This window comes from Serratia myotis (assembly GCF_027474885.1).
Lineage (GTDB): Bacteria > Pseudomonadota > Gammaproteobacteria > Enterobacterales > Enterobacteriaceae > Serratia > Serratia proteamaculans.
The window spans coordinates 1,185,654-1,203,252 of the sequence record NZ_CP099707.1 but is presented as its reverse complement, the minus strand read 5'-3'; the positions used below and the strand labels follow the sequence as shown (position 1 = coordinate 1,203,252).

The following is a 17,599-nucleotide window of genomic DNA, read 5'->3' as shown; positions in this document are numbered from 1 at the left end:
AAACCCGCCGTATCAGCGGGTCTCGTGTGCCTGGTTAACCGCTCAGCGTGAACCAATGTTGCGTAACGGTTTGCCGGCCATCAGATTGCGTTCGATATGTTCCAGAGAGATATTTTTCGTTTCCGGGATCAACGCCAGCGTGATGAAGATAAACACCAGATTGAGCGCCGCGTAGACCCAGAAGGTGTAAGCGCTGCCCAGCGAATTCAGCATGGTCAGGAACGTCGCCCCGACGATCATATTGGCGATCCAGTTGGTGGCGGTGGAACAGGTGATGCCAAAGTCACGACCTTTCAGCGGTTGGATCTCGGAACACAGCACCCAAATCAGCGGACCGGCACTCATGGCAAAACCGACAATAAACATCAGCAGCATGATAATGGCGAAGTATTGCTCGGTCGGTGAATTCATCCCCACATGCATCATCGTCCCCAGCGCCCCCATGCCCACTGCCATGACGATGAAGCCCAGCGTCAGCGTCGGTTTGCGGCCCCAGCGGTCAACCAGGCCAATGGCGATAAAGGTGGCCAGTACGTTGACCAAACCCACAATCACCGTCCCCCACATCTGCTGGGCGGTACTGGCAAAGCCCGCCAGACCAAAGATCTTCGGTGCGTAATACATGATAACGTTCATGCCGGTGAACTGTTGCATCACCTGTAGCAGGACGCCGAGAAAAACGGCACGGCGGAAGTTCTTATTGTCTTTAAACAGTGACCAGCCGCTTTGTTTCAGCTTGAGGCTTTCACGAATTTCGTTCAGTTCATGCTGCGCCTGAGCACTGCTATCACGCAGTTTCTCCAAGACCTGACGCGCCTGTTCATGACGGTTACGCGAAGCCAGCCAGCGTGGACTATCCGGCAGGAAAAACACCCCGACCAGCAGCAGTACGGCTGGAATGGTAATCACCCCCAGCATCCAACGCCAGGCGCCGGTGTAACTGAATGCGGTATCCGACAGGTAGGCCGCCAGAATGCCGATGGTAATCATCAGCTGATACATCGAAATCATGCTGCCGCGAATTTTTTCCGGCGCGATTTCAGACAGATAAATGGGCGCCGTATAGGATGCGACCCCCACCGCCAGCCCGAGTAGAATACGCGACAGCAGCAAGACTTCAACGTTAGGTGCCGCCGCTGAGCACAACGAGCCCAGCACGAACAGCACTGCGCCAATCATCAGGCTGTATTTACGCCCGATACGGAAGTTCATCCAACCGCTGCCCACGGCACCGACCGCGGCCCCAAACATCATTGAGCTGACCACCCACTCCTGCTGGGAACTGGTCATATGAAACGAATCAGTGATAAACGGCAGAGCCCCCGCAATAACGCCGATATCCAGACCAAACAGCAGCCCGGCCAGTGCGGCTAAAAAACAGACGAAAAAAGTCATGCCTGCATTGCTTTGGCTTTTCTCAGCCGCCGACACTTTGACGGTAGTACTCATACTGCCTCCAATCGATAACGTTCTTAAGTTGCCGTTATGATAGGAGGCAATCCGCCGGAGAGAAGTGAGTGCGATCACATTAGTGGAAACGATTACATAATTTAATTATCACAAAAAAAGCAAAACCATAACCCTGAAAAGACTTAAATACATTGATTTAATGTGATAATTTGCCAGATCGTGGAGTTGAAATGACGATATTGGTAACTTCCCTTTACCCTCATTTTTGATGTCTGTTTTAGTAAACCGAACATTAGTGTAACCGATTTCACACTCAGGACGTCGAAGTGCCCTGGCCGAAAGCGCTGGAGTTGGGGATAAATACGGGGGGTAAGCGAAGAACTGGAACGCGTGGGGGGCAGTGCTTATTGTGGTTATGACCGGCCCTGTCACTTGGGCCGGCCTGATATCACGTTGAGTTAACCCTCGTAGCTGCGGAACAGCGCCTGTCCGCGCAGCAAGCGCACGCCCAGCCAACCGCCACACAGTGACAACAACAGCGCGCTGAGTAACGGCAGTGCCCACCACAATACCGGCGTGGGTGCCCATGGGAAGTCAAACACCTGGCTCTGCAGCAACCACAGCGCCGCTTCCGCGCCCACCGCGGCGGCAATGCCCGCCACCAGCCCCAGCAGGGCAAACTCACACCACAGCGTGCTGCGCAACAGGCGCTTGCTGGCACCCAGCGTGCGATACACCACCAGTTCCTGACGTCGCTGACGCATACCTACCTGCACCTGCGCCATCAGCAACAGGCCGCCACAGAGCACCACCAGCACCACCATCACTTCCAGTGCGCGGCTCACCTGCTGCAGTACGCCACCCACCTGTTTGAGGATCGAACCTATGTCCAGCAGGCTGAGCGTCGGGAACTGACGATTAAGCTGGGTCAGCATCTGGCCATCCCCGTCGTAGCGGAAACTGGTGAGCCAGGTTTGCGGTTGGCCGTCCAGCGCACCCGGCGGGAAGATGAAGTAAAAGTTCGGCTTCAGGCTTTCCCAATCCACCTGACGCAGGCTGGTGACCTTGGCGCTGAACGACTGAGTATCGCCGCTGAAGGTCAGCGTATCACCCAGCTTGATCTTGAGCCGCCCGGCAATGCCCTGATCCATCGACACCTCGCCGACTTTCGGCGGCCAACTACCGGCCAGCAGCGGATTGTGCGCTGGCAAATCTGCCAGCCAGGTCAGGTTCAGCTCACGATTCACCGCCTCACCACCCGGATCGTCCTCATGCACCCGCTCGGTCGCCACCTGCTGGTTAATCTCGGTCAGGCGTACACGGACAATCGGGTAATAAGTTTCCGGCTTGATTTGATGCTGTTGCAGGAAGGTTTTCACCTGAGGCACCTGCGCTTCGGTCAGGTTCAACAGGAAGTAGTTCGGGCTGTCCGGCGGCAACTGCTGCTGCCAGCGCTCGAGCAGATCGCCACGCAGCACCAATAATAACGCCAACAGCATAAATGACAGCGAGAACGCCGCCAGTTGGCTGACAGTGACCCAGGGCTGATGCAGCAGACGATTAACCGCCAGCCGCAGCGCCAGGTTTTTAAGCGTAATACGGCGCAGCAACAGCAGGCTGCCCCAACCGATACAGCCCAACAGCAGTGCCAGCACCAGAATGCCGGCGAGGATCGACCACAGCAGCGTGCTGGCTCCCATCAGCGCAGTCAGCAACGCCACCACTATCACCGCCGTCACCGGCAGGAAATAGCGTAGCGGCCAGACATTGGCCACCACGTCACGACGCAGTACCCGCAGCGGCTGGGTCGCCAGCAACTGCCGGTATGGCCGCAGCCCCACCAGCAGCGAAATCATCAGCAATGCGCCGATCGCCCACAACCACGGCCAGGCTCCGGCTGCGGGCAACTCCGCCGGCAACACCGGTGCCAACAGGCGGATCAACACCGCTTCAAACCCCAGCCCGATAATGCCGCCACACACCGCCGCCAGCAGGATCACCGCCAACCACTGGCCGACGATTAGCTTTCGCAACGCACTGCGACCGGCCCCCAGGGTTTTCAGCACCGCGATCAGGTCGTAACGGCTGCGGCAATAGTGGCTCATCGCCACCGCCACGGCGGCAATCGACAGCAACAGGGTCAGTAACGCCGACAACAGCAGGAACTGCTGAGAGCGCTGCAATGATTTCCCCAGGGCGCTGCCGGACTCTTGCAGCCCAAACCAGCGCTGGTCAGGCCCCAACTGCGGCGTCAGGCGAGCTTCGTAACGCTGGATATCCTCCGGGGTCCCGGCAAACATATAACGGTAGGTCAGGCGGCTGCCCGGCTGCACTGCCCCGGTTTTGTCCACGTCGGCCAGATTGATCATGATGCGCGGCGCCGTCTGGAACGGGTTGAAGCCGGAATCCGGCTCCTGAATGATTTCTCCGGCGATGCGTAAGCGGGTATCGCCCACGTCCAGCTTATCTCCTACCTTCACGTTCAACAGCGCCAGCAGACGCGGTGCCACCAGCACGCTCCCCGGCTCCAGTTTGACGTTGGCCGGGCGAGTCTCCAGCTTGCCGTACAGCGGATAGGCCAGATCGGTGGCTTTTACATCCGCCAACTGGGGCCGATCGCCGGCATAGGTCATGGTGGTGAACGACAGCTGTCGGCTGACTTTCAGCCCCTGTTGCTGTGCGTCCAGCAGCCAGCCTTCCGGTACCGGCCGGGCGCTGCGCAACACCCGATCACCGGCAATAAAATCGCGGCTCTGTTGACTCAGGCCTTGGTCCATACGGTCGCTGATGCTGCCCAAGGCCAGCACGCAGGCCATCGACAGCGTCAGCGCCAGCCAGACGATCAGCAGTGACGGCGAACGCCACTCGCGCCAAAACCAGCGCCAGATCATGCTTCCTCCCACAGCTTGCCTTCACGCAGGCGTAGCCGCCGCTGGCAGCGTGCCGCCAGGGTTTCGTCATGGGTGACCAGAATGAGCGTGGTGGAAAAATCGCGGTTGAGGGAAAACAGTAAATCGGCGATGCGTTCACCAGTCTGGCGATCGAGATTGCCGGTAGGCTCATCGGCAAACAGGACCCGTGGTCGGCCACTGAACGCCCGTGCCAGTGCTACGCGCTGTTGCTCACCACCGGAAAGCTGTGCCGGCAAGTGGTCAAGACGCTTACCCAACCCCAGTTGCTCCAACAGTTGCACTGCCTGTTCGCGGCTCTGGCGATCGCTTTCGCCACGCAGCAACGCCGGCAACTGTACGTTTTCCAGCGCGTTGAGCGTCGGTACCAGCATAAATGATTGAAATACAAAGCCGACATTTTTGGCGCGCAAGGCGGCACGGCCCTCTTCATCCAGCGCGGTCAGTGACTCGCCCAACAAATGCACCTCCCCTTCACTGCCGTCGTCCAGCCCGGCGAGGATCCCCAGCAGCGTTGACTTGCCCGAACCGGACTCGCCAATCAGGGCAATTGTCTGCGCGGGTTTGACAACCAGCTCGACTCCGGTAAGGATGGAGAGCTGATGCTCACCCTGACCAACGTGTTTACTAAGATGATGAACTTCAAGAACGTTTTCCGCTGGCATCTTCCCTTCCTTTTGCTGTTGGGATTATTCAGTTTACGCGCTGTCGCCGCCGATACCTTATTGATATTGGGCGACAGTTTAAGTGCCGGTTACCGCTTGCCGGTGGCGCAGGCCTGGCCGACGCTGCTGGCCGACCAATGGCAGAAAAAACCGGGTGAACCGCAGCTGGTCAACGCCAGCATCAGCGGTGACACCGCCGCACAGGGGCTGGCACGCCTGCCCGAGTTGCTGAAACAACACCAGCCACGCTGGGTACTGATTGAACTGGGTGCCAACGATGGCCTGCGCGGTTTCCCGGCGCAGGACCTGCAGCGCGACCTCAGCCAAATCATCACGCTGGTGCAGCAGGCCGGTGCACAACCGCTGCTGATGCAAATCCGTATTCCCCCCAACTATGGCCGCCGCTATACCGAGGCCTTCAGCGCGATTTATCCGCAGCTGGCCAAACAGTTCGACATTCCACTGCTGCCGTTCTACATGGAACAGGTGGTGGTAAAAGCGGAATGGATGCAGGATGACGGATTGCATCCCAATAAGGATGCCCAACCGTTTATCGCCACCTGGATGGCGGAACGCCTGGAACCTCTAGTAAAACATGAGTCTAACTAAATAGGGTTGTACACTAGGTAAAGTTATGCAAAAAGCAGTGTTGATAACCGGCTGTTCCAGCGGGATTGGATTGATTGCCGCGCAGGATCTGCGTAACCGTGGCTACCGGGTGCTGGCCGCCTGTCGCAAGCCGCAGGACGTAGAGAATATGCTCCAGCTTGGGCTGGAAGGCATTGAGCTGGATCTGGACGACAGTGCCAGCGTCGAACGTGCCGCCGCGCAGGTGATCGAACTGACTGGAGGCCGCCTGTATGGCCTGTTCAATAACGGCGGTTTTGGCGTTTACGGCCCGCTGAGCAGCATTTCCCGCCAGCAGTTGGAACGGCAGTTCGCCACCAATCTGTTCGGTACCCATCAATTAACCCAACTGCTGTTGCCGGCGATGTTACCGCACGGTGAAGGGCGCATTATTCAGACCAGTTCGGTGATGGGGCTGGTGTCCAGCGCCGGACGTGGTGCCTATGCCGCCAGCAAGTTTGCGCTGGAAGCCTGGTCCGACGCGCTGCGAATGGAATTGCACGGCACCGGCGTTCAGGTCAGCCTGATTGAACCCGGCCCGATCTCCACCCACTTTACCCAGAACGTCAATCAGGCTCAGAGCGATAAACCGGTGCATAACCCCGGCATTGCCAAGCGTCTGACACTGCCGCCGGAGGCGATTTTACCCAAACTGCGCCACGCGCTGGAAAGCCCAAGGGCCAAACTGCGTTACCCGGTGACCTTGCTGGCGCATGCGTTGAGCGTCTTACGCCGCATCCTGCCCGGCCGCTGTCTGGACTGGGTATTACGCAGCAACGGTTAATTTGGCCGCCGGGGTTGAAGAATGGCGCTCCGCCCCCATCTAAAAGCCAATGGCTCCGCAAGATCAGAGAGAAAATTACATGCTAGCTCAAGCTGTTGTTGATATTAACGAAACAAACCTGCACCAGACGCTGGAACAGTCAATGTCCATGCCGGTGGTGTTCTACTTCTGGTCGGATCGCAGCCAGCACTGTCTGCAACTCACCCCGATACTCGATAAGCTGGCGGCGGAATATGCCGGTCAGTTCCTGCTGGCAAAGGTCGATTGTGACGCAGAACAGGCCATCGCTGCCCAGTTTGGCTTGCGCTCGCTGCCTACCGTGTATCTGTTCAAAGATGGTCAGCCCGTCGACGGTTTCCAGGGCCCACAGCCGGAAGAAATGATCCGTGAATTCCTGCAGCGTTTCCTGCCGAAGGAAGAAGATCTGAAACTGGCGCAGGCGACCGAACTGCTGGCCGAAGACAAAGCCGCAGAGGCGCTACCCCTGTTGAAAGACGCCTGGCAAGCCAGCCAGCAACGTAGTGATATCGGCCTGACACTGGCAGAAACCCAGATCGCGCTGAACCGCACTGAAGATGCCGAAGCCGTGCTGGCGACTATCCCGTTACAGGATCGAGATACCCGTTATCAGGGCCTGGTGGCGCAAATTGAACTGCTGAAACAGGCCGCCGACACGCCGGAAATTCAGCTGTTGCAACAGCAGGTGGAGCAGCAGCCGGAGAACGTCGACTTGGCCGTGCAACTGGCGCTGCAACTGCATCAGGTTGGGCGTAATGAAGAAGCGCTGGAACTGTTGATCGGGCATCTGAAGAAAGATCTCGCCGCCGCCAACGGCAGCGCGCGTAAAACACTGATGGATATTCTGGCCGCACTGGGCACCGGCGACGCGCTGGCCGCCAAGTACCGTCGTCAGTTGTATTCACTGTTGTACTGACAGTCTGGGGCGCAAATCACTGCGCCCCTTCTCTTCTCAGCGGTAAACCCGCACCCCACCTTCAACGCCTTTCGGGCTGAACAACACCTGCCAGAGCTGAATATCACGCGAACGGAATGCGCCGGCACAGGCGTTCAGGTAATAGGTAAACATCCGTTCAAAACGTTCAGAATAGCCCTCGGACAGCATCGGCCAGGCCTGTTTGAAATTCTCATACCAGGCCATCAGCGTGCGATCGTAATCGGCACCGATATTGTGCCAATCCTCCATCACAAAACGCCCTTCGCTGGCTTCGGAGATATGACGCACCGAAGGCAGACAGCCATTGGGGAAGATGTACTTGTCTATCCAGGCGTCGACGTGAAGATTTGTTTGGTTGGCACCAATGGTGTGCAGCAGGAACAGGCCATCGGGTTTAAGATTACGCGCGGCAACACGGAAATAAGTGTCGTAGTTTTTTGGCCCCACGTGTTCAAACATCCCAACGGAAACGATGCGGTCAAATTGCAGATTCAAATCACGATAGTCCTGCAGCAGGATCTCGACCTCAAGACCGGCACAGCGCTCCTGCGCCAGCTTTTGCTGCTCGGCGGAAATGGTCACACCGTACACCGAGACCCCGTAGTTTTCCGCCGCATACTGCGCCAGCCCACCCCAGCCGCAGCCGATATCCAGCAACGACATGCCCGGTTTTAACTGCAGCTTTTCGCAGATCATTTTCAGCTTGGCCAACTGCGCCTGTTCCAGCGTTTCGGCCTCCTTCCAGTAACCACAGGAGTATTGCATATAGGGATCGAGCATCGCGCGGAACAGATCGTTGCCAATGTCATAATGCTCTTTGCCCACCTGCCAGGCACGTTTGCGTGACTGAAGGTTGAACAACCGGGTATAGGCAATGCGCGCAATGTCGCTCAGATTTTTTGGCAAACGCTCGTCGACACCGGCCTGCAAAATGCGGGTGAACAACCCATCCAACCGATCGCAGTCCCACCAGCCGTCCATATAACTTTCGCCGAACCCAAGCGAACCTTCCTGCAAAATGCGTTTAAACAGCGCCGGGTTATGCACCTTGATATCGCAGGCACGGTTACCATTGATGGCGATACCGGCGGCGGACAGTAATTCCTCCACAATGCGATACCAACGATCTTTTTTTGGGGCGAGTTCATCAACACTGATTGAGTCCATAACAATCCTTGGCACTGATGTCATTTCAAAAAGCATAGTCGCAAATAAAAATGACAAATATTCGAAGTGAAAAGCGGCAATGCTTTTTACTGTAGCCAAGACGGACAACGTCATGAAATGAATTAAAATTATTGGAAACATGCCAATTTGGAATGTTAATGGCCCAGCGCCCCTGATTTATTAGTCTTTACACTGCGGCTGGCGTAATATCTGTTTACATATGTCTGACAGGAGGTTTGCCATGTTCACCCTTATTCCCATCGTGATTGTCGTCGCACTGATCATCGTTTTCGCCGGCGTCAAAATTGTTCCGCAAGGGTTCCAATGGACGGTGGAACGCTTCGGCCGCTACACCAAAACGCTGATGCCCGGTTTAAACCTGGTGGTGCCGTTTATGGACCGCATCGGCAGAAAAATTAATATGATGGAGCAGGTGCTGGATATCCCTTCACAGGAAATCATCTCGCGCGATAACGCCAACGTGGCTATCGATGCGGTGTGTTTTATCCAGGTGGTCGATCCGGCGCGTGCCGCTTATGAAGTGAGTAATCTTGAGCTGGCGATCGTCAACCTGACCATGACCAACTTCCGTACCGTGCTCGGTTCCATGGAGCTGGACGAAATCCTCTCGCAACGTGACAGCATCAACAGTCGCCTGCTGCATATCGTCGACGAAGCCACCAATCCGTGGGGCATTAAAATCACCCGCATTGAGATCCGAGACGTACGTCCGCCGGCAGAATTAATCTCGGCAATGAACGCCCAGATGAAGGCCGAGCGAACCAAGCGTGCCGATATTCTGGAGGCCGAAGGCGTGCGTCAGGCTGCCATCCTGCGTGCCGAAGGTGACAAACAGTCGCAAATCCTCAAGGCAGAGGGTGAACGTCAGTCGGCGTTCCTGCAGGCAGAAGCCCGTGAGCGTGCCGCTGAAGCAGAGGCGCGAGCCACTCAACTGGTGTCCGACGCTATCGCCAGCGGCAATATCCAGGCAGTGAACTACTTTGTGGCGCAGAAATACACCGATGCGCTGCAGAAAATCGGCTCCGCCAACAACAGTAAAGTCATCATGATGCCGCTGGACGCCAGCAGCCTGCTTGGTTCAATTGGTGGCATTGCCGAACTGTTGAAAGACAACAAAGGCAAGTAATCATGCTCGAACAAATTGCAGCAAACCCGCACTGGTTTTGGCTTTCTCTCGGCGGGCTGCTGCTGGCGGCAGAAATGCTCGGTGCCAGCGGCTATCTGTTGTGGAGTGGCGTATCGGCGGTGGTGGTCGGTGCCATCGTCTGGCTGTTGCCGCAGTTGGGCTGGGAATGGCAGGGGGTGATTTTTGCCGTACTGACCGTGGTAGTGGCCTACCTGTGGTGGTACTGGCTGCGCCAGCGCCCGGCTGCGGCTTCCAGCGGTTCGCAGGTGCTGAACCAGCGCAACCGCCAGTTGATTGGCACCCGCGCCACGCTGACTGAACCTATGCATAACGGTATGGGGCGCATTAACATTGGCGATAGCAGTTGGCGTGCCCAGGCCAGTGAAGATCTGGCGGTGGGTACCGAGGTCGAAGTGATCGCCGTCGAGGGAATAACGCTGGTGATCCGCGCCATTACCCGTTAGTGGTTATGACAACAACCCGCCAGATTATTAATGATCGGGCACTCGGCTCCGTCATCGCCCGGACACTGATCCGCCAGCGCCACTAAACGCTGGCGCATCTCACCGAGTTCGGCAATGTGCTTTTCAATATCAGCCACTTTTTGCAGCGTGCGCGCTTTCACATCGGCGCTATGGCGGGCCGGATCGTTAAACAGCGCCACCAGCTCACGGCATTCATCCAGATTAAACCCCACCTGCCGAGCCTGGCGCAGCAGCGTCAGTTCTTCAATGTGCTTTGGGTTATAGCTGCGGTAACCGTTATCGGTGCGGATCGGCGCGGTCACCAGCCCTTTCTCTTCATAAAAGCGAATGGCCTTGCTGGTTAAACCGGTTTTTTTCGCTACATCGCTAATATTCATTTTCACTCCTTGACCTTCCCCTTGCTGGAAGGTTTATCCTTCATTCTTAGTGAAAACAGGTCAAGCGGTCAACCTTTAAACACCGCACTTGAGCGAGGAATCGAATCATGTCACAAACTACCGTACTGGCATTGCAGGGACTTTCCTGCATGCATTGTGTTGGCAGCACACGTAAAGCCCTTGAAGCCGTGCCTGGCGTTACCGCCGTGGATGTCGCTATTGATAGCGCCAAAGTGACTGGCGATGCCGACCCACAAACGCTGATTAACGCAGTGGAACAGGCCGGTTATCACGCCACTCTTGCCTAACCCCCCATAGACTGAACCAAGACCACGGGGCGCAGTTCATTCATCTCGCCCCGTTTCCTTTGGGATAATTCCTTCACTCTTCAGACTTTCTTGTATGCCAGATAGCGTTTAGCATGGGGTAAATGTTACGCCCCTCACCTTTCAAGCTGAAAGGCGAACAAGTTATTCAGGAGCCACGCTGTATGGGTCAACTGTTACGCCGCATCGCCGCCTTTCTCGGCCTGATCTCCCCCATCACCTACGCCTATCCGGCACTGGATATTCGACTGCCCGGCGATCGTCAGTTCCATCTGGTGGGCAGTATTCATATGGGGACGGTGGATATGTCACCGCTGCCGGCCAAACTGGCCGCACGCCTGAAGCAGGCAGATGCCTTGATCGTGGAGGCCGATATCACCGGCTCCGCCTCCCCCTTTGACCACATCTCGCAGCAGGCAGAGCTGGATCAACGGCTCTCCGAACCCGAATTTCAGCAGTTGTTGACGCTGTGCCAGGAGCTGGGGACCGATGCCGAGACCTTTTCAACCCTGCCCGGCTGGCAGGTGGCACTGATGATGCAGGCCCGTCAGGCTCAGCGGCTGGGGCTGCGCGCCGAATACGGCGTGGATTATCAGTTGTTGCAGGCCGCCAGGGCACAGCATAAAAAGGTGATCGAGCTGGAAGGTGCTGAACAGCAGATGGCGATGCTGGAACAGTTACCGGAAGGAGGCATGGCGCTGCTGCGTGATACGCTGGAGCACTGGCATACCAACGCACGATTGCTGCAAACTATGGTGAGCTGGTGGCTGGACGCGAAACCCAACGGCATGCTGGAAACCCTGCCCGCGACTTTCAGTGCCGATCTGTACGACGTGTTGATGCATCAGCGCAACCGCGACTGGCGACAAAAACTGGAGGCGTTACCGGCAGGCAATTACGTAGTGGCGGTGGGTGCGCTGCATCTGTACGGCGAGGATAATCTGCCGGCGATGCTGCAGGAGCAGTAAAAAAAGTGGCCAATATCGCTACTGGCCAGTCAAAGAGGAATTTCTTGTATTTTAGTTATACGCATAGCAACCGTGTTAACGGTTACAATACACAGGGTAGCAACCGAGTGAACATCTTGGCAACCCGCTTTATGTTGCCGTTGCTCAGGTTGCTGTTACCGTTATATTTTTGTCGTTTTGTTGCAACCCGTTGCACCCTTGTGCGTCGGGAGAAATAGGAAAACCCATGACGCCCGCAGTGATCCTGCTTGAGAAACAAAAAGTCGCCTTTACCCTTCATCCTTATCATCACGACAGTGCAGAAACCCACTTCGGTGATGAAGCAGTGAAGAAACTTGGACTGGATGCCGATCGCGTTTATAAGACGCTGCTGGTGGCACTGAACGGTGATGCCAAACATCTGGCGGTAGCGGTCACGCCGGTCGCCACTCAGTTGGATTTGAAAAAGGTCGCCCGTGCACTGGGGGCTAAAAAAGCAGAAATGGCCGATCCGCTGCTGGCGCAACGCGTCACTGGTTATCTGGTGGGGGGCATCAGCCCGTTGGGGCAGAAAAAACGCCTGCCTACGGTGATCGACAGCCCGGCACAGCAGTTCGCCACCATTTACGTTTCCGGCGGCAAACGCGGGCTGGACATTGAGCTGGCGGCAGCAGATCTTTGCCGATTGTTGGCAGGTAGCTTCGCCGATATCGCCAAGCGCGATTGAAGAGTCAGGGGAGCCATGCGGCTCCCCGGCGACCACTTACTGATAAACGATCTCGCCCTTCGGCTCATAGGCCGCCGCATCCAGCGGTGAGTGCTTCTCAATGTACTGTTTCAACACTTCGGCATCGATAAAGCCGGTATTGACGTAGCTTGGCAGAGTATCCAGCTTCGGATAACCGTCCCCGCCCAGCGCATTGAAGTTCAGCGTTGCCATACGGTAAGTTTTATCCGCCTGTAGCGGCTCGCCTTTGATTTTGACATTGCTGACACCCTGCTGACCGTCCGCCGTCAGGCTAACGTTGGCAAACTGCGCGTAGGCACCGGAATCCACCTTCATGTTGGCGACTACCGCCAGGTATTTTTCCACCTCGCTGCCTTTCATTTCGACGTAAACCAGCGTATTGCCGAACGGTTGTACCTTCAGCACGTTTTTATAGGTAATGTCGCCGCCTTCAATCGAGTCACGTACCCCGCCCCCGCTCATTACGGCGAAGTCGGCCTCGGCACGTTCCATCTGCGCTGCCAGCAGCACGCGCGACAGGTTGGTCTGAACAAAGCGCACCTTGCTGCGATCCCCTTCCAGCTTGCCGTTGACGCTGCCAATTTTCACGTCCAACTGCGCCTTGCCCTTTTCCTGGAACGGCGTCAGCAGTTTCATCATCGACGCATCTTCCGCGATCTGCTGGGTGTAATACACGCGCTCGCTGGTGCCGTCGGCTTTCTCCACCTTCTTCTTCAGATTGACCGGGATCAGCTGATAATGCACCAGCTTCAGTTCACCGTTACGGAACTGGAAATCGGCACGGCCGACATACTTGCCCCACTCGTGCGCCTGCACGATCCAGGTACCGTTCTGACGATCCGGCGAGCACGGGGTGCCCGGCACATAATCCACCTGCTTGTGGTTTTCACCAGCCATACAAACCGGATCCTGCGAGTGGCCACCGACGATCATGTCCAGATAACCGGCAGGTAGGCTGCGCGCCATTTCGACATCACCGGGTGCGTTAGAGCCGTGGTTGCCGTCATCATAATGGCCCATATGAGTCGCGGCGATGATCACGTCAGGCTTCTCGTCCTTACGAAGTTGCTCTACTACCTGTTTGGCTTCCTGCGCCGGCACGTGGAACTCGATGTCGGTGAAATATTCCGGGTTGCCAATCTTGGAGGTGTCATCGGTGGTCAGGCCGATCACCGCAATTTTGATGCCCTGTTTATCGAACAAGGCATAAGGCTTGAACAGACGCTGCTGGGTGCTTTTCTGATAGATGTTGGCCGACAACAGCGGGAAGGTGGCCCACTTCTCCTGCTGGCGCAGCACGCTGAGCGGATTGTCGAATTCATGGTTGCCGATCGCCATCGCGTCATAGCCCACCAGATTCATGCCACGGAAGTCCGGCTCGGCATCCTGCAAGTCGGATTCCGGCACGCCAGTATTGATGTCGCCACCCGACAGCAGCAACAGGCTACCGCCCTTGGCCGCAACGTCCTGACGGATGCTGTCCACCAGCGTTTTTTGTGCGCCCAGACCATATTCACCGTGGTCGTTCTGCCAAAAATGACCGTGGTGATCGTTGGTGTGCAGAATGGTAATGTCGTAGGTCTTATCCTTTTCCCAGGCGCTGGCGGCTCCCGACAGGAAAGTCAGGGATACGGCCAGGGCACATGCGGTGGTTTTTAACGAAAAGCGCATGGCGAACTCCATATGATAATTAACTGTTTTTTTGAGGTGGACGAAATTGTAGCGCGAAACGAAGGTAACAAATTTCAAATTTTTGCGATATGCGTCAAATTATGTCGGATATGGTAAATAGTGAACAACTTGCCTAAGATATCTGCTCTGTCCTCTAAAACTTACCAGGCTAATAATAAAATGACCGACCGTAGCGAAACTGCCCTTCCACCGGCCAAGAGCAGTGCGGTTAAAGGGACGGCTTTCTCGATCCTCGGAGCCATCAGCGTCTCTCACCTGCTCAATGACATGATTCAATCGCTGATCCTGGCGATTTACCCGATCCTGCAGGCTGACTTCAGCCTCAGCTTCGTGCAAATCGGCATGATTACTCTGACCTATCAGCTCACGGCGTCCTTATTGCAGCCGCTGATTGGTTACTACACGGATAAACACCCGCAGCCTTATTCGCTGCCGATCGGCATGGGCTTTACCCTGTGCGGTCTGCTGCTGCTGTCCGTGGCCAATACCTTCCCACTGGTGCTACTGGCTGCTGCGTTGGTCGGCACCGGCTCGTCGGTATTCCACCCAGAATCCTCTCGCGTAGCGCGTATGGCGTCCGGTGGCCGACATGGCCTGGCACAATCGCTGTTTCAGGTGGGAGGCAACTTTGGCAGTTCCCTCGGGCCACTGCTGGCGGCACTGATTATCGCTCCTTATGGCAAGGGCAATGTCGCCTGGTTCTCACTGGCGGCTCTGCTGGCCATCGTGGTGTTGTTGCAGGTCAGTAAATGGTATCAACAGCAGCATCGTGCGACAAAAGGCCAGCCTAAAGTGGCTTCGATGGTGAAACCGCTGCCAAAACGTACCGTTACCTATGCGATTGGCATCCTGCTGGTGTTGATTTTCTCCAAATACTTCTACCTGGCGAGCATTAGTAGCTATTACACCTTTTATTTGATGCACAAGTTCGGTGTATCCGTGCAGAATGCCCAATTTCACCTGTTTGCGTTCCTGTTTGCCGTAGCCGCAGGCACCATTATTGGCGGGCCTCTTGGCGACAAGATAGGAAGGAAACGTGTTATTTGGGGCTCTATTCTTGGCGCAGCCCCATTTACCCTTGTTTTACCCTATGCATCTCTGTACTGGACTGGCATTTTAACGGTATTTATCGGGGTAATTCTCGCTTCAGCGTTTTCCGCCATTCTGGTTTATGCCCAGGAACTGATCCCCGGCAAAGTGGGTATGGTTTCCGGCTTATTCTTCGGTTTTGCTTTTGGTATGGGCGGGTTAGGCGCGGCAGTTCTTGGTTATGTCGCAGATTTGACCAGCATCGAGCTGGTCTACCAAATCTGTGCTTTCCTGCCGTTGATCGGCATTATCACTGCTCTACTGCCAAATACGGACCATAACGCCAAATAACCCTGTTGAAACCCCGGTTGTAATCCATCGTTCAACCGGGTCATCTCCCACATAATCCCATGTTATTTGACTTATTAAGTGTTAAATCCCCTTACTTGCGTGCCAAAAGCGGAATCCTCTGCTTTTTCGCAAAATAGCTATATTTAGCTAAGCAAGGCGCGAACAAATGCAATAAACTAAATGTATCTTTTCGTAACTCTGTTGCGTTTCCCTCTCTGCTGCGATGCATAACTAGAAGGAGTCTGGATGCATAATTCAACACCGCTAATCTCCACCATTGTCGGAGGGTTAGTACTCGCCTTCCTCTTCGGTATGCTGGCAAATCGCCTGCGCATCTCCCCATTGGTGGGATACCTTGCCGCAGGCGTACTCGCCGGCCCGTTTACTCCCGGTTTTGTTGCCGATACCTCGTTGGCTCCAGAACTGGCGGAAATCGGTGTGATCCTGTTGATGTTCGGTGTTGGCCTGCATTTCTCCCTTAAAGACCTCCTCGCAGTAAAACATATCGCCATTCCCGGTGCCGTCGCGCAAATTGCCGTCGCCACCCTGCTCGGTATGGGGCTGTCAAAGCTATTGGGTTGGGATTTGATTTCCGGCCTGGTGTTCGGGCTCTGTCTGTCCACCGCCAGTACCGTGGTGCTGTTGCGCGCGCTGGAAGAACGCCAGTTGATTGACAGCCAACGCGGGCAAATCGCCATCGGCTGGCTGATTGTGGAAGACCTGGCGATGGTGCTGGCGCTAGTACTGTTACCGGCCTTTGCCAACATGCTGGGTAACGACAACGCCAGCAGCAGTCAGTTGCTGATCGAGCTGGCCATTACCATCGGCAAGGTTATCGCCTTTATGGCATTGATGATTGTGGTTGGTCGCCGTCTGGTGCCGTGGATCCTGGCAAAAACCGCCAGTACCGGCTCACGCGAGCTGTTTACCCTGGCGGTGCTGGCGCTGGCGCTGGGCATTGCCTACGGCGCTGTCGGCTTCTTTGACGTCTCCTTTGCCCTGGGGGCCTTCTTCGCCGGTATGGTGCTGAACGAGTCGGAGCTGAGCCACCGCGCCGCCCACGACACGCTGCCGCTACGCGATGCGTTTGCCGTACTGTTCTTTGTCTCGGTCGGCATGCTGTTTGATCCGATGATCCTGATCCGCGAACCGCTGGCGGTGCTGGCAACGCTGGCGATTATCGTGTTCGGTAAATCAGCCGCGGCGTTCCTGCTGGTGAAAATGTTCGGTCACTCCAAGCGCACCGCGTTGACCATCTCCGCCAGCCTGGCGCAAATTGGCGAGTTCGCCTTCATTCTGGCAGGGCTGGGGATCACGCTGGGCATGATGTCGGAGCACGGTCGCAATCTGGTGCTGGCTGGGGCTATTTTGTCGATCATGCTTAACCCGCTGCTGTTTACCCTGCTCGAGCGTTATCTGGCCAAGACGGAGACCATAGAAGACCAAATCCTGGAAGAAGCGGTAGAAGACGAGAAGCAGATCCCGGTCAATATGTGCAACCATGCGCTGGTAGTCGGCTATGGCCGCGTAGGCAGCCTGCTGGGGGCCAAGTTGGCCGAGGCCGGCGTTCCGCTGGTGGTGATCGAGAATTCCCGTCCACGGGTTGAGGCGCTGCGTGAACAGGGCATCAAAACGGTATTGGGCAATGCCGCCAATCCGGAAGTGATGGATCTGGCGCGACTAGACTGCGCTCGCTGGCTGTTGTTGACCATACCCAACGGTTACGAGGCCGGTGAGATCGTAGCCTCTGCGCGAACCAAGCGGCCTAATATCGAGATTATTGCCCGGGCGCACTACGATGACGAAGTGTCGTATATCTCCGATCGCGGCGCGGATCAGGTGGTGATGGGCGAACGGGAAATCGCCAACAGCATGCTGAATATCCTTAAACTGGATACGCTAACTGAAGAAGAGAAAATGGGCGGCTGCCCGATCTGATGTGACAAATGATGTAAAAAAGGTCCGGCTTGCCGGACCTTT

15 protein-coding genes and 1 pseudogene are annotated in these 17,599 nt (G+C 56.1%); 10 read left to right on the top strand and 6 right to left on the bottom strand.

Annotated features, from left to right (window positions below; translation table 11 throughout):
• Positions 1-42 precede the first annotated feature (42 nt).
• The 3 genes from NHG65_RS05565 to ybbA all read right to left on the bottom strand — a co-directional run bounded on the left by NHG65_RS05565 (position 43) and on the right by ybbA (position 4,984).
• The gene (locus NHG65_RS05565) at positions 43-1,449 is read right to left on the bottom strand and encodes a sugar porter family MFS transporter (protein WP_099065338.1); all 1,407 of its coding nucleotides are present in this window, start codon (positions 1,447-1,449) and stop codon (positions 43-45) included.
• Positions 1,450-1,868: 419 nt separating this feature from the next.
• Positions 1,869-4,301: a putative ABC transporter permease subunit YbbP gene (ybbP, locus tag NHG65_RS05560; RefSeq protein ID WP_499183027.1), complete on the bottom strand. Its 2,433-nt coding sequence runs from the start codon at positions 4,299-4,301 to the stop codon at positions 1,869-1,871.
• Positions 4,298-4,984, bottom strand: a complete 687-nt coding sequence (gene ybbA / locus NHG65_RS05555) for a putative ABC transporter ATP-binding protein YbbA (protein ID WP_020825556.1) — start codon at positions 4,982-4,984, stop codon at positions 4,298-4,300. The genes ybbP and ybbA overlap by 4 nt, the downstream gene beginning before the upstream one ends.
• Between ybbA and tesA the strand changes: the two genes are divergently transcribed.
• The 3 genes from tesA (at position 4,955) to NHG65_RS05540 (ending at position 7,329) form a co-directional block, all read left to right on the top strand.
• Entirely contained in the window at positions 4,955-5,593 is a 639-nt protein-coding gene (gene tesA / locus NHG65_RS05550) for a multifunctional acyl-CoA thioesterase I/protease I/lysophospholipase L1 (protein WP_165366381.1), read from the top strand. The genes ybbA and tesA overlap by 30 nt on opposite strands.
• A 25-nt stretch (positions 5,594-5,618) precedes the next feature.
• Positions 5,619-6,395, top strand: coding sequence for an SDR family oxidoreductase (locus NHG65_RS05545; RefSeq protein ID WP_112347652.1), 777 nt, complete (start codon positions 5,619-5,621; stop codon positions 6,393-6,395).
• A gap of 79 nt (positions 6,396-6,474) precedes the next feature.
• The gene (locus NHG65_RS05540; RefSeq protein ID WP_099065342.1) at positions 6,475-7,329 is read left to right on the top strand and encodes a co-chaperone YbbN; all 855 of its coding nucleotides are present in this window, start codon (positions 6,475-6,477) and stop codon (positions 7,327-7,329) included.
• 36 nt (positions 7,330-7,365) lie between these two features.
• On the opposite strand, the gene cfa is transcribed toward NHG65_RS05540, so the two are convergent.
• Complete coding sequence (gene cfa / locus NHG65_RS05535) at positions 7,366-8,517, bottom strand: cyclopropane fatty acyl phospholipid synthase (protein ID WP_099065343.1); 1,152 nt, start codon at positions 8,515-8,517, stop codon at positions 7,366-7,368.
• A 241-nt stretch (positions 8,518-8,758) separates the two neighbouring features.
• On the opposite strand from cfa, the gene NHG65_RS05530 reads away from it, so the two are divergent.
• Together NHG65_RS05530 and NHG65_RS05525 are read left to right on the top strand one after the other, a co-directional pair.
• Positions 8,759-9,664, top strand: coding sequence for an SPFH domain-containing protein (locus tag NHG65_RS05530; RefSeq protein ID WP_017891872.1), 906 nt, complete (start codon positions 8,759-8,761; stop codon positions 9,662-9,664).
• Between the two features lie 2 nt (positions 9,665-9,666).
• The gene (locus NHG65_RS05525; RefSeq protein ID WP_099065344.1) at positions 9,667-10,128 is read left to right on the top strand and encodes an NfeD family protein; all 462 of its coding nucleotides are present in this window, start codon (positions 9,667-9,669) and stop codon (positions 10,126-10,128) included.
• Here the strand turns inward: NHG65_RS05525 and cueR are convergent.
• Positions 10,125-10,526 (bottom strand): Cu(I)-responsive transcriptional regulator, encoded by a 402-nt coding sequence (gene cueR / locus NHG65_RS05520; RefSeq protein WP_099065345.1) that lies wholly within the window; start codon positions 10,524-10,526, stop codon positions 10,125-10,127. The genes NHG65_RS05525 and cueR overlap by 4 nt on opposite strands.
• A gap of 107 nt (positions 10,527-10,633) precedes the next feature.
• Between cueR and NHG65_RS05515 the strand changes: the two are divergent.
• From NHG65_RS05515 to ybaK, 3 genes and pseudogenes are all read left to right on the top strand, one after another.
• Positions 10,634-10,831, top strand: a pseudogene (locus NHG65_RS05515) (cation transporter); the annotation flags it as partial.
• 185 nt (positions 10,832-11,016) lie between these two features.
• The gene (locus NHG65_RS05510) at positions 11,017-11,820 is read left to right on the top strand and encodes a TraB/GumN family protein (protein WP_099065347.1); all 804 of its coding nucleotides are present in this window, start codon (positions 11,017-11,019) and stop codon (positions 11,818-11,820) included.
• Positions 11,821-12,046: 226 nt separating this feature from the next.
• The gene (gene ybaK, locus NHG65_RS05505; protein WP_099065348.1) at positions 12,047-12,526 is read left to right on the top strand and encodes a Cys-tRNA(Pro)/Cys-tRNA(Cys) deacylase YbaK; all 480 of its coding nucleotides are present in this window, start codon (positions 12,047-12,049) and stop codon (positions 12,524-12,526) included.
• Positions 12,527-12,562: 36 nt separating this feature from the next.
• On the opposite strand, the gene ushA is transcribed toward ybaK, so the two are convergent.
• Complete coding sequence (ushA, locus tag NHG65_RS05500; RefSeq protein WP_099065349.1) at positions 12,563-14,218, bottom strand: bifunctional UDP-sugar hydrolase/5'-nucleotidase UshA; 1,656 nt, start codon at positions 14,216-14,218, stop codon at positions 12,563-12,565.
• A 180-nt stretch (positions 14,219-14,398) separates the two neighbouring features.
• Here ushA and NHG65_RS05495 point away from each other — a divergent pair, with 180 nt between their 5' ends.
• Both NHG65_RS05495 and ybaL read left to right on the top strand, forming a co-directional pair.
• Positions 14,399-15,619, top strand: coding sequence for an MFS transporter (locus tag NHG65_RS05495; RefSeq protein ID WP_099065350.1), 1,221 nt, complete (start codon positions 14,399-14,401; stop codon positions 15,617-15,619).
• Positions 15,620-15,865: 246 nt separating this feature from the next.
• Positions 15,866-17,557 (top strand): YbaL family putative K(+) efflux transporter, encoded by a 1,692-nt coding sequence (gene ybaL, locus NHG65_RS05490; RefSeq protein ID WP_207976210.1) that lies wholly within the window; start codon positions 15,866-15,868, stop codon positions 17,555-17,557.
• The last annotated feature ends 42 nt before the right edge of the window (positions 17,558-17,599 follow it).

Coding starts and splice junctions, on each gene's coding strand:
- NHG65_RS05525 (WP_099065344.1), top strand. CDS start 9,667: ATGCTCGAACAAATTGCAGCAAACCCGCACTGGTTTTGGCTTTCTCTC.
- ybbP (WP_499183027.1), bottom strand. CDS start 4,301: ATGATCTGGCGCTGGTTTTGGCGCGAGTGGCGTTCGCCGTCACTGCTG.
- NHG65_RS05530 (WP_017891872.1), top strand. CDS start 8,759: ATGTTCACCCTTATTCCCATCGTGATTGTCGTCGCACTGATCATCGTT.
- NHG65_RS05545 (WP_112347652.1), top strand. CDS start 5,619: ATGCAAAAAGCAGTGTTGATAACCGGCTGTTCCAGCGGGATTGGATTG.
- NHG65_RS05510 (WP_099065347.1), top strand. CDS start 11,017: ATGGGTCAACTGTTACGCCGCATCGCCGCCTTTCTCGGCCTGATCTCC.
- cfa (WP_099065343.1), bottom strand. CDS start 8,517: ATGGACTCAATCAGTGTTGATGAACTCGCCCCAAAAAAAGATCGTTGG.
- ybbA (WP_020825556.1), bottom strand. CDS start 4,984: ATGCCAGCGGAAAACGTTCTTGAAGTTCATCATCTTAGTAAACACGTT.
- ushA (WP_099065349.1), bottom strand. CDS start 14,218: ATGCGCTTTTCGTTAAAAACCACCGCATGTGCCCTGGCCGTATCCCTG.
- tesA (WP_165366381.1), top strand. CDS start 4,955: ATGAACTTCAAGAACGTTTTCCGCTGGCATCTTCCCTTCCTTTTGCTG.
- cueR (WP_099065345.1), bottom strand. CDS start 10,526: ATGAATATTAGCGATGTAGCGAAAAAAACCGGTTTAACCAGCAAGGCC.
- ybaL (WP_207976210.1), top strand. CDS start 15,866: ATGCATAATTCAACACCGCTAATCTCCACCATTGTCGGAGGGTTAGTA.
- NHG65_RS05540 (WP_099065342.1), top strand. CDS start 6,475: ATGCTAGCTCAAGCTGTTGTTGATATTAACGAAACAAACCTGCACCAG.
- NHG65_RS05495 (WP_099065350.1), top strand. CDS start 14,399: ATGACCGACCGTAGCGAAACTGCCCTTCCACCGGCCAAGAGCAGTGCG.
- NHG65_RS05565 (WP_099065338.1), bottom strand. CDS start 1,449: ATGAGTACTACCGTCAAAGTGTCGGCGGCTGAGAAAAGCCAAAGCAAT.
- ybaK (WP_099065348.1), top strand. CDS start 12,047: ATGACGCCCGCAGTGATCCTGCTTGAGAAACAAAAAGTCGCCTTTACC.